Here is a 10,974-nt window from a genome sequence, read left to right on the forward strand (position 1 = left end):
ATCGCCTACTTCTTCTCTTCCTGCCTGCTTGCCCCGCTGCGACTCCAACCTAGTTGATCGTGAGGGCGGAAGGCGCGCGGCGACTCAGTGACCGCCGCGATGCAGCCGGCCCGCGTAGCGGGCCTCCAGAACCGCGTTGCGCTCGTGCCCGCCGGGAATGTTGGCGGAAACGTACACGGGCGGTTCGTACCCCTCGGCGAGGAGCAGAGCGACGGCCTCGGCAACAACCATCTGCACAAGAAGAGAAGACGTGAGGGTCGACACCCCGCAGAGCGCACCGCCGTCCGGGAGGGGGAGCACGGCGTCGCCGGTGGGGGCGCCGTTGTCGAGCACGACGTCCGCGAGATCGGCGAGCCGCTTGCCGCTCGCGTGGAGGGCGGGGACGGCGTGGGTGTGCTCGAGCGAGGTGAGCGCGACGAGCGGATGCCCGGCGCCGGTCACTGTGAGTCCCAGCTCGACGACGGCATTGTTGACACCGGAGTTGGAGATGATGACGAACAGATCCTGCGGACGGGGCGTGGCAAGGGCGTAGAGCCGCTCGGCGAGTCCGGGCGAACGCTCCAGCAGAGGATCGGCGAGCACGCCCGGCTCCTCACCACCCCGCAGCACAAGATCGGCGAGCGAGATCCGACTGGTAGGCACAAACCCCCCGGCCCGCCCGGCGACCTCAAGGGCCGCGGCCTGCGAGTGCCCGGTCCCGAAGGCATGAATCACCCCGTCCCCGGCCACACACTCGGCAAACAGCCGCGCGGCCGCACGAACGGCGTCCTTGTTGCCCTCGACGACCTGCTCGAAGGCGTGACGGGCATGCTCCACGAACAGGTCGGCACCGAGGGCGGGTTGGGACATGACGAGACCTCCATTGGCTCGATGAGCCGACGAATGGACGACAGAGTCGGTTCAATGAACCAGCCCGAAGCACCCCGGTCAAGGCCCCGCGGCCCGGGACCCGAGGCGACGCGTCCCGGCAGGGACCCTGCCGTCCCGGACAGGGGGTTCCCCGCCACCCCACCGCGCCGCGAAGCGGCCGCGGAGCGGGAACCGAGGGCGCACCCCCGCAGCAGCCGCCCCCAGCCCCCGGCAGGGCCGCCCTCAGCCCCCACCCAATACCTCCGCGCACGGCGGAGCCGCCAAGCGGAGGCCAGACGCGTAACCCACAACAACCAGCGGCCCTGCGGCAAGGCTTGCCCACGACCCACCGCGGTCACGAAGCCGGAACCCGGGCGCACCCCCGCAGCTCCACCCTCAGCCCCCGGCAGGGCTTCCCCCCGCCTCCACCCACCACATCCGCGCACGGAGGAGCCGCCAAGCGGGGGCCGGGGACGTAACCCCACAACAGCCAGCCGCCCTGCGGCAGGGCTTACCCCTACCCCCACCGCCACCGCGCCTCGGAGCGGCAGCCGGGGCACAGCCCCGCAGCAACCGCCCTCAGCCCCCGGCAGGGGTTCCCTGCCCCGCCCACCACACCGCGCCGCGAAGCGACCGCGGAGCGGGAGCCGGGGCACAGCCCCGCAGCACCACCCCCGCCCCCGGCAGGGTCCTCTGCCCCGCCCACCACACTGCGCCGCGAAGCGGCCGCGGAGCGGGAGCCGGGGGGGCAGCCCCGCAGCACCACCCCCGCCCCCGGCAGGGGTCCTCTGCCCCGCCCACCACACCGCGCCGCGAAGCGGCCGCGGAGCGGGAGCCGGGGCACAGCCCCGCAGCACCACCCCCGCCCCCGGCAGGGGTCCTCTGCCCCACCCACCACCACCGCGCCGCGAAGCGGCCGCGGAGTGGGGGCCGGGGTACAGCCCCGCAGCAACCAACCCCCAGCCCCCGGCAGGGTTTCGGGAAGGGGTGGGGTGGGGGAAGCTTCGTCGTTACGCCGGCAGCCGTGCCAGGGCTACCGCGCCCGTCACCCCGTCCGGGACCGGTGCCGGGGTCACGCCCCAGGGGGCGACCCGGGTCGCGAGGCGGGGTAGGAGGGGGCCCGTGGGGCCCAGGAGGCCGCCGGTGACGATCAACGGCTCGGCCGGGCGGGGCGCCAGGGCTCGTACCGTCGCGGCCAGTTCGTCCGCCGCGCGGTCCAGGAGTGTGCCGGCCACCTCGTCCCCGGCCCGCGCCGCGTCCACCACCAGGGGGCTGAGCGCCGCCAGGCGGACCGGGTGGGCGCCGAAGCCGTACCCCACGACGGCCTCCTTGGTCAGGCCCCCGCACACCTCCCCCACCGGCCCCGCGAGCGCCGTCGCCGCGCCGCGGCCGTCCAGGGCGCGCAGCACCGCCCGCAGCGCCTCGCGCCCCAGCCAGAAGCCGCTGCCGGCGTCGCCCAGCAGCCAGCCGTCGCCGTCCACGGCACGGACCGTCCTGCGCCGCTCCACGCGCGCGGCGGTCGCCCCCGTGCCCGCGATCAGCACGAGCCCGTCCGCCGGCACCCCCGGCCCGGCCGCGAACGCGATGTCCGCGTCCCCCAGGACCTCGACCCGCGCACCCGAAGAAACGCCCGCCCCGCCCAGCGACAACAGCAGCGCGGCGCGCGCGTTCTCCAGGCCGCCGCCCTGGCCGCCGCCCGCGAAGCCCGCCACCACGGAGACGACCGCCCCCGCCCGCTCCGGCGGCACGGCGTCCCGCAGGGCGCGCGCCAGGTTCCGTACGAGAGCGTCGGGCGGGACGCTCAACGCGTTCCCCGGGCCGCCCGCCCCCTCCGCCACCACCCCGCCCGTCGCCGCGTCCGCGAGCCGCGCCCTGATCCGCGTACCCCCGGCGTCGATCCCGAGCACGCACTCCTGAATCCCTGATTCGTTCATCAGCCCGCATGGTGGTTGATAGATTCACGGCTCGACAAGCCCCCGTGCCCGAGAGGGCGGCCAGGAGGGAACACCCGCCGTGATCACCGCTCTCATCCGCGCCGAACTACCGCGCATGTCCGGTTCCCTGCGCAGAGTCGGCACCTGGGTCCTCGACGACCCGGGCCGGGTGACCGGCGTCTCCGCGGCCGAGCTGGGCCGCCGTACCGGTACGTCCCAGGCCACCGTGACCCGCTTCTGCCGCGCTCTCGGCCTCGGCTCGTACCAGGAACTCCTGCTGGCCCTCGCCGAGGAGCGGGGCGAGAGCGAACGCACCGGCGAGGCCCGCCCCCTCGGCCCCGACATCGGCCCCGACGACCCGCTCGACCAGGTCGTCGCCGCCGTCGCCCAGGCCGATCTGCTCGCCCTGCGCCGGACGGCCGAGCAGCTGGACCTCGACGCCCTGGAGCGGGCAGCCCGGATCCTGGCCAAGGCCCGCCGGATCGACGTCTACGGCGTCGGCGCCTCCGGCATGGTCGCCCAGGAGACCCAGGCCCGGCTCTTCAGCATCGGCTGCGACGCCCGCGGCTGGACGGAGGTGCACGCGGCGGAGACCTCGGCGGCGCTGCTCACGCCCGCCGACGCGGTCGTGGCCCTCTCCCACTCCGGCGCCACCCGCGAGGTCCTCTCCCCGCTGCGCCTCGCCGCCGAACGGGGCGCGCGCACGGTCGCGGTGACCGGCGACCCCCGCTCCCCCGTCGCCCGCGCTGCCTCGCTCCATCTGACGTCGACCTCGGCCGAGACCAGCTTCCGGCGCGGCGGGTTCGGGACGCGCCACTCGGTGCTGCTGATCCTGGACTGCCTCTACGCGCGCGTAGCGCAGCTGACGTACGAGCGGGCGACCGCCGCGATGGCGCTCACCGCGCACATTCCCGGCAACCACCGGTAGGGCAAGCACCGATAGGAAAACAACCGGTAGGACAATCGCCGGTAGGAAATCGCCGATAGGACAACCACCCACAAAAGCGGACCCACACACGCGAAACGGGCCCCGCTCGCGAACCTAGTCCGCGAGCAGAGCCCGTCTCGTCACACTGTCACACCACGCTCAGATGCTCAGATCTCGCCGCGCAGCTTCGCGAGCGCCTCCGCGAGGATCGCCTCGCCGTCCGCGTCGCTGCGCCGCTCCCGTACGTACGCGAGGTGCGTCTTGTACGGCTCGGTGCGCGGCGGGTCCGGGGGGTTGTCCCGGTCCTGACCGGCCGGGAAGCCGCAACGCGGGCAGTCCCACGTCTCCGGAACCTGTGCGTCACTGGCGAAGCTCGGCTGCGTCTCGTGCCCGTTCGAGCACCAGAAGGAGATGCGGAGGCGCGGTGCCGACTCGCCCCGCTCGGCCTCCCCCATCGGCCCCGCTCCGACCCGGCTTCCCCGGATCGCGTTGCCACTTGCCACGGTCGTAACTCCCTGCGTGATGGTGCTCGAAGATGCCCCAGTCTACGTAAGGCCCAACGCGCGTCCAGTGATTGGAGTTACACGTCCAACTTCATCAGAAGCGCAAGCACGACAATGCAGGCGAACCACATCAGGCCGACAACGACCGTGATCCGGTCCAGGTTGCGCTCGGCGACCGAGGAGCCACCCACGGACGACTGCATGCCACCGCCGAACATGTCGGAGAGGCCGCCGCCCTTCCCCTTGTGCATCAGCACGAGCAGCATCAGCAGCGCGCTGAAGACGATCAGGGCGATCGAGAACCCCATAACCACGGCTGGACCAACTTCCTCGGACTTATACGGACGGGGGTCGGGCAGGTCCTGCCCGACCCCCGCAAGGGTACGACGGATCGTCGCTACCGCCTACTCACCGTTCGCTTCACTGGTCGCGGAAGCGGACGATCTTGACGAACTCCTCGGAGTCCAGCGCCGCGCCGCCCACCAGGGCGCCGTCGACATCGGGCTGCGCCATGATCGCGGCCACGTTGCCGGCCTTGACCGAGCCGCCGTACTGGATGCGGACCTTGTCGGCCAGCTCCTGCGAGTACAGCTCCGCGAGACGGCCGCGGATCGCCCCGCAGACCTCCTGCGCGTCCTCGGGGGTGGCGACCTCGCCGGTGCCGATGGCCCACACCGGCTCGTACGCGATCACGATCGACTCGGCCTGCTCGGCCGGCAGGTCCTTCAGACCGCCGTCGAGCTGGGCGAGGGTGTACGCGACCTGGTTGCCCGCCTTGCGGATGTCCAGGCCCTCGCCGACGCAGAGGATCGGGGTGATCCCGTGCTTGTACGCGGCCTTGACCTTGGCGTTGCAGATCTCGTCCGTCTCGGCGTGGTACTGCCGGCGCTCGGAGTGGCCCACGGCGACGTAGGCGCACTTCAGCTTGGACAGCATCACGCCCGAGATCTCACCGGTGTACGCACCGGAGTCGTGCGCCGAGATGTCCTGGGCGCCGTACTTGATCTTGAGCTTGTCGCCGTCGACCAGGGTCTGGACGGACCGCAGGTCCGTGAAGGGCGGCAGGACCGCGACCTCGACGGCGTCGTAGTCCTTGTCGGTCAGCGCGAAGGCGAGCTTCTGGACGTGGGCGATGGCCTCCAGGTGGTTGAGGTTCATCTTCCAGTTGCCCGCCATCAGCGGGGTACGCGTGCTCAAGGTGTTCAGTCCTCCAGTGCGGCGAGGCCGGGGAGCGTCTTGCCCTCGAGGTATTCGAGGGAGGCGCCGCCACCGGTCGAGATGTGGCCGAAGGCATTCTCGTCGAAGCCCAGGGTGCGGACGGCGGCGGCCGAGTCGCCACCGCCGACGACGGTGAAGGCGTTGCTGTCGACGAGGGCCTGCGCGACGGCGCGGGTGCCTTCGGCATAGTCGGGGTGCTCGAAGACACCCACGGGGCCGTTCCAGAAGACGGTCTCGGCGTCGGCGATCTTCGAGGCGTACAGCTCACGGGTCTTCGGGCCGATGTCGAGGCCCTCCTTGTCGGAGGGGATCGCGTCGGCGGCGACGGTCTCGAAGACGGCCGGGGCCTTCGTCTTCAGGTCCGGGAAGTCCGTGGAGACGAGCACGTCGACGGGGAGCACGAGCTCCACGCCGTTCTTCTCGGCGCGCGCCATGTACTCGGTCACGGTCGGGATCTGGTCCTCCTGGAGGAGGGAGATGCCGACCTCGTGGCCCTGGGCCTTGAGGAAGGTGTAGGCCATGCCGCCGCCGATGAGGAGGCGGTCGGCCTTGCCGAGCAGCTCGTCGATGACGGCGAGCTTGTCGGAGACCTTGGCGCCGCCGAGCACGACCACGTAGGGGCGCTTGACGTCGGCGGTCAGCTTCTTCAGCACGCCGACCTCGGTGGCGATGAGGTAGCCGGCGGCGTGCGGCAGCAGGGCCGGGAGGTCGAAGACCGAGGCGTGCTTGCGGTGGACGGCGCCGAAGCCGTCGCCGACGTAGAGGTCGGCGAGCCCGGCGAGCTGCTGGGCGAACGCCTTGCGCTCGGCGTCGTCCTTGGCCGTCTCGCCCGCGTTGAAGCGCAGGTTCTCGATCACGGCCACCTGGCCGTCGGCGAGGCCCGCGACGGTCGCCCGGGCGGACTCGCCGACGGTGTCGGTCGCGAAGGCCACGTCGGCGGCGAGGAGTTCACCGAGGCGCGCGGCGGCCGGGGCGAGGGAGAACGCCGGGTCCGGGGCGCCCTTGGGGCGGCCCAGGTGCGAGGCGACCACGACGCGGGCGCCGGCCTCGGCGAGCGCCTTGACCGTGGGGAGGACGGCGCGGATCCGGCCGTCGTCGGTGATGGCCGTGCCGGCCAGCGGCACGTTGAGGTCGGCGCGGACGAATACCCGCTTGCCGGCGACGCCTTCGGCGAGAAGCTCGTCGATCGTCTTCATCTTCTACTGGACTCCTTGGAACGCGGTGAAGCACACGGCACAGGGCTCGGACAGCGCATCCTTGCGCTGTCCGAGCCCTGTGCTCACATCGAGGTGCCTACGTCTGGAATATCAGAGCTGGTTTCCGACGAAGACGGTGAGGTCGACGAGACGGTTGGAGTAGCCCCACTCGTTGTCGTACCAGCCGAGGATCTTGACCGACTTGCCCTCCTGGACCATGGTCAGGGAGGAGTCGAAGGTGCAGGACGCCGGGTCGCTGACGATGTCCGAGGACACGATCGGGTCCTCGGTGTAGTACAGGATGCCCTTGAGGTCGCCGTCCTCGGAGGCCTTCTTGAACGCGGCGTTGACCTCGTCCTTGGTGACCTCGCGCTGCAGCTCCACGACCAGGTCGGTGGCCGAACCGGTGGGGACCGGGACGCGCATGGCGATGCCGTCCAGCTTGCCCTTGAGCTGCGGCAGGACCAGCGCGGTGGCCTTCGCGGCACCGGTCGTGGTCGGGATGATGTTCTCCGCGGCGGCGCGGGCGCGGCGCAGGTCGGAGTGCGGGAAGTCCAGGATGCGCTGGTCGTTGGTGTACGCGTGGACCGTCGTCATGAGGCCCTTGACGATGCCGAAGTTCTCGTCGAGGACCTTGGCCATCGGCGCCACACAGTTGGTGGTGCAGGAGGCGTTGGAGATGACGTGGTGCTGCGCCGGGTCGTACTTCTCCTGGTTGACACCCATGACGATGGTGATGTCCTCGTCCTTGGCCGGAGCCGAGATGAGGACCTTCTTCGCGCCACCGGCGATGTGCTTCTCGGCGTCGGCCTTCTTCGTGAAGATGCCGGTCGACTCGATGACGATGTCGACGCCCAGCTCGCCCCAGGGGATGTCGGCCGGGTTGCGCTCGGAGAGCACCTTGATGGTGTGCCCGTCGACGGTGATGGTGTCCGCCGTGTGGGTGACCTCGGCCTTGAGGCGTCCCAGGATCGTGTCGTACTTCAGCAGATGAGCGGTGGTCGCGGTGTCACCCAGGTCGTTGACAGCCACGATCTCGATGTCGGCACCCTGCTCGAGCAGCGCGCGGAAGTAGTTGCGACCGATGCGGCCAAAGCCGTTGATGCCTACGCGGATCGTCACGAACCGATCTCCTCGTGAGAGTACGCCGGGTTTCGACGCCGGCGAGATTCTTTTTTAGGGATGTCCCCGACCGCTTACGACCCTACCTCTCCCATCGGCTCAGAGTGACATCGTGTGCGGCAGGAAAGGCCCGGGATCGCACCGTGGCCCGTTATTACCGACGGGTTCGGGCCACGATGCGGTTTTCGTCCCGATCACTGACTGTGATCAAAGGTGCGGGCGGCCGCTCAGCCGTGCACGGCTGCGAGCGCCTTGCGGATCACCCTGCTGCGGTCGGTCGCGCTCGGCACGTGTTCGAGCCCGAAACCGAGCAGTGCGGTGTCACGGGTGGTGACGGCGGCCTGGGAGTGGAAGAGCCCCGCGGAGCGGGTCCAGTCGGCCGCGTTCCCGGCGCTGCCGGCCGGCGGACCCGGTACGGACCACGCGCCGAGCGCGGTCTCGAAGCCCTCGCTCTGGCCCGGGGTGCCACGGACGACGAGCGCGGTGTCGTCGACGAAGGCGCCCATCTCCCCGGTGCCGGGGTCGGAGATGTACGAGATCGACAGCTCGACATGCTTGCCCGCGTAGGCGCTCAGGTCGACCGAGGCCTGCCGCCAGCCGTTGGAGGGGCCGGTGAAGGCGTTCCAGGAGCCGGTGGTGCCGGTGGTGGCGCAGCCGTCCTCGCCGACGGTCAGGTAGCGGGCGAGGAAGGGGTGGCCCTGGACGTAGTAGCCCTCGCCGCAGTCGGCCGGGGCGGCGGTGGAGGTGCCGCCGTTGGCGTCGGGCAGCGTGGTCCAGTCGTCCTGGCCCACCGTGTGGGCCTCGACGACGAGGTTGTCGTAGCCGGGCTCGGTGTCGTAACTGACCTGGAAGCGCAGGCTGGGGCTGTCCGCCGCGGTGACGCCGGTGAGGTCGACGGTGCGGCTGAGCCGGGCCCAGGTGTCGTCGGCGTGCCGGACGGCGGCGAACTGCGTGCCCTCGTACGGCTCGAAGGGGGTGCGGACGCCCGGGTAGTCGCCGGCGGACCGGGCGCTGCCGAACTGCGGGAACTGGCGCGGCGCCAGGGTGTCCGAGGTGACGGTGAACGCGCCGGCGTTGTCCAGCGGGTTGCCGGCCGCGCCGCCGAGACCGGCGGTGACGCCGGCGAAGCCGCCGGACCCGCCGAAGGAGGTCGGGCCGTTGAGCCCGGCCCGGTGGTAGGCGCCGAGGTAGTACTGGGCGAAGTCGTTGGAGGTGGCCCGGCCGATGTCGACGAGCCCGCCTGACTTCTCACCGGCGTTGACCAGCTTGCCGCCCTCGTTGAGGTACTCGCGGACGGCCAGCATGACGGGCCCGGAGGGGGCTTCGGCGCCGGTGTACCAGACGACGGTACGGAAGTGGCTGAGGACGCCCAGCGGGTCGGGGACGCCCTGGGTGGCGACGTCCCAGACGGCGGCCTTGCGGCCGTTGTCGGCGAGCGCCTTCACATAGGCGGCGGTGTGCTGCGCGGCGGCCGTGCCGCCCTCCTCGGCGAGCACGAGCACGTCCCCGCGGGGCCGCTCGGCCACGGTGTACGTGAATGGGGTGGAGGCGGTCGCCCGGCCCTCGCGGGTGCGGGCGGTGAACCAGACCTGGACGGTGTCGCCCGGTTCGGCGTCCTCGACCTCGGCGCGGTACTGGTCGAAGTAGAGGTTGTCCTCGCCGCCGTAGGTCTCGCCGCCGCGCCAGGCGTCCAGGCGTTCGGTGTGCGTACGGCCGCCGTTGATCTGGTACTTCAGCTCCTTGCCGCGCAGCGACTTGCGGGCGGTCACGGAGACCTCCTGGTCGCCGCCGCGGGCGTAGGAGGTGGTGAAGGCGGCCGGGGTGAAGTCGGGGGCGTCGAGGCCGGTGACGGAGACGGGCCGGTCCGGGTGGGCGGCGGTCTCGGCGACGGCGAGCGCGAACGGCACGTTCTTGGCGAACTCGGCCTGGATCAGCTTCTCGTCGTCCGGGAAGGTGAAGACGGAGGCGCAGTCGGCGGGCTCCCAGGCGTCGTTCGGGTCGATGCGGGAGACGGTGGCGCAGGTGGACATCTCCGGGGTGAACATCTGCATGCCGTTGACGTTCGCCGCGTGTCCGTCGGCCTCGCCGTTGGTGGTGTACAGCTCGGAGGAGACCTGCGGCCGGTAGCCGGGGACCGCGGACTTCTCCGGGGTGCCGGCGAGGGACTTGAGGGCCACGTCGTCGGGGGTGTCGGTGGCGACCTGCCAGCCGACGCCGTAGAGCAGCAGCTGGGCGGCGGAGTGGTAGTTGATGCCGTACTGGAAGCCGATGCGCTTCTGGAAGGCGTCGAGCGCCTTGGTCTCGGGCTCGGACATCGGGCCGGTGCCGCGGAAGGTCTCGTCGGCCGGGTCGGGGGACGAACCCTCGTTGTCGTAGCCCCACTTGTAGGAGAAGTTACGGTTGAGGTCGACGCCGTCGCCGGGGCCGACGCGGCCGTCGCCGTTGTTGTCGCGGAGGTTCTTGCGCCACTGGCGGTTGGCGGGGTCGGCGTGGGTGAAGTCGTAGCCGTCCGGGTTGGCGGAGAGCACGAACCACAGCTCGGTGGAGTCGACGATCTTGGTGATCCGCGCGTCCGTGCCGTAGCCGTCGAGGTAGTGGTGCATCAGCCGCCGGGTCATCTCCGGGGTGATCCACTCGCGGGCGTGCTGGTTGGACAGGTACAGGGTCGCGGGCTTCGAGCCGTCCCTGACCTTCTTGGCGCCCTTGGTGACCTTCAGGGCGAGGATGTCCTGGCCGTTCACGGACTTGCCGATGGAGACGAGCTTGGTGACGTCCGGATGGGCCTGGGCGGTGGCGAGGATCTCCTCCTTGAGTCCGCCCTTCCCGCTGTACGGGCGGAAGACGCCGTCCCCGGCGCCCGCGACCCGCTTCTCGGCCTGGGCGGAGAGGGTGTGCTCGGCGAGTTCGACACCCTGGCCGCGCAGCTGCCCGGCCTGCTTGTCCGTCAGGTGGAGCTCGACGGTGGCGGAGCCCTTCTCCGGCACCTGCTCGGTCAGCTCGTGACCGTCGGTGCCCGCTTCGAGGAGGAGCGGCACCTGTTCTTTGGTGACCTTCGCCCGCCATACGGAGAGGGCGTCACCGCCGCCCGCGTCCTGAGGTTCCGCTCCGGCGACGGGTGCCGCCACGAGCCCCGCGATCAGCAGCGAACCCGCCGCGAGGACCGCTCTCGCTCTGCGCCTCATAAGCCCCCCTTGCTGTTGTCTGCCACGAAAGAGAACAGACGC

The 10,974-nt window shown here is 71.3% G+C and carries 9 protein-coding genes; 1 reads left to right on the forward strand and 8 read right to left on the reverse strand.

Annotation, left to right across the window (positions count from 1 at the left end):
- Positions 1 to 84 precede the first annotated feature (84 nt).
- Together ACWCO8_RS33020 and ACWCO8_RS33025 are read right to left on the reverse strand one after the other, a co-directional pair.
- On the reverse strand, positions 85 to 849 hold the full coding sequence (locus ACWCO8_RS33020) for a sugar isomerase domain-containing protein (RefSeq protein WP_451035292.1): 765 nt from the start codon (positions 847 to 849) through the stop codon (positions 85 to 87).
- Positions 850 to 1,859: 1,010 nt separating this feature from the next.
- Entirely contained in the window at positions 1,860 to 2,783 is a 924-nt protein-coding gene (locus tag ACWCO8_RS33025) for an N-acetylglucosamine kinase (protein ID WP_451035293.1), read from the reverse strand.
- Positions 2,784 to 2,862: 79 nt separating this feature from the next.
- Here ACWCO8_RS33025 and ACWCO8_RS33030 point away from each other — a divergent pair, with 79 nt between their 5' ends.
- Complete coding sequence (locus tag ACWCO8_RS33030; RefSeq protein WP_451035294.1) at positions 2,863 to 3,711, forward strand: MurR/RpiR family transcriptional regulator; 849 nt, start codon at positions 2,863 to 2,865, stop codon at positions 3,709 to 3,711.
- A 167-nt stretch (positions 3,712 to 3,878) separates the two neighbouring features.
- Here ACWCO8_RS33030 and ACWCO8_RS33035 read toward each other — a convergent pair whose 3' ends face one another.
- The 6 genes from ACWCO8_RS33035 to ACWCO8_RS33060 all read right to left on the reverse strand — a co-directional run bounded on the left by ACWCO8_RS33035 (position 3,879) and on the right by ACWCO8_RS33060 (position 10,932).
- On the reverse strand, positions 3,879 to 4,214 hold the full coding sequence (locus tag ACWCO8_RS33035) for an RNA polymerase-binding protein RbpA (RefSeq protein WP_003976875.1): 336 nt from the start codon (positions 4,212 to 4,214) through the stop codon (positions 3,879 to 3,881).
- A 77-nt stretch (positions 4,215 to 4,291) separates the two neighbouring features.
- A complete protein-coding gene (secG, locus tag ACWCO8_RS33040; protein WP_361958470.1) occupies positions 4,292 to 4,522 on the reverse strand; it encodes a preprotein translocase subunit SecG in 231 nt (76 codons plus the stop codon).
- Positions 4,523 to 4,634: 112 nt separating this feature from the next.
- The gene (gene tpiA, locus ACWCO8_RS33045) at positions 4,635 to 5,411 is read right to left on the reverse strand and encodes a triose-phosphate isomerase (RefSeq protein WP_451035295.1); all 777 of its coding nucleotides are present in this window, start codon (positions 5,409 to 5,411) and stop codon (positions 4,635 to 4,637) included.
- A 5-nt stretch (positions 5,412 to 5,416) separates the two neighbouring features.
- The gene (locus ACWCO8_RS33050) at positions 5,417 to 6,628 is read right to left on the reverse strand and encodes a phosphoglycerate kinase (protein WP_451035296.1); all 1,212 of its coding nucleotides are present in this window, start codon (positions 6,626 to 6,628) and stop codon (positions 5,417 to 5,419) included.
- A 111-nt stretch (positions 6,629 to 6,739) separates the two neighbouring features.
- Complete coding sequence (gap, locus tag ACWCO8_RS33055; protein ID WP_362014063.1) at positions 6,740 to 7,750, reverse strand: type I glyceraldehyde-3-phosphate dehydrogenase; 1,011 nt, start codon at positions 7,748 to 7,750, stop codon at positions 6,740 to 6,742.
- A 227-nt stretch (positions 7,751 to 7,977) separates the two neighbouring features.
- A complete protein-coding gene (locus tag ACWCO8_RS33060) occupies positions 7,978 to 10,932 on the reverse strand; it encodes a M14 family zinc carboxypeptidase (RefSeq protein WP_451035297.1) in 2,955 nt (984 codons plus the stop codon).
- Between the last annotated feature and the right edge of the window lie 42 nt (positions 10,933 to 10,974).

It is taken from the genome of Streptomyces sp. NPDC001927 (assembly GCF_053594455.1).

Coding starts and splice junctions, on each gene's coding strand:
- ACWCO8_RS33020 (WP_451035292.1), bottom strand. CDS start 849: ATGTCCCAACCCGCCCTCGGTGCCGACCTGTTCGTGGAGCATGCCCGT.
- ACWCO8_RS33025 (WP_451035293.1), bottom strand. CDS start 2,783: ATGAACGAATCAGGGATTCAGGAGTGCGTGCTCGGGATCGACGCCGGG.
- secG (WP_361958470.1), bottom strand. CDS start 4,522: ATGGGGTTCTCGATCGCCCTGATCGTCTTCAGCGCGCTGCTGATGCTG.
- ACWCO8_RS33050 (WP_451035296.1), bottom strand. CDS start 6,628: ATGAAGACGATCGACGAGCTTCTCGCCGAAGGCGTCGCCGGCAAGCGG.
- ACWCO8_RS33060 (WP_451035297.1), bottom strand. CDS start 10,932: ATGAGGCGCAGAGCGAGAGCGGTCCTCGCGGCGGGTTCGCTGCTGATC.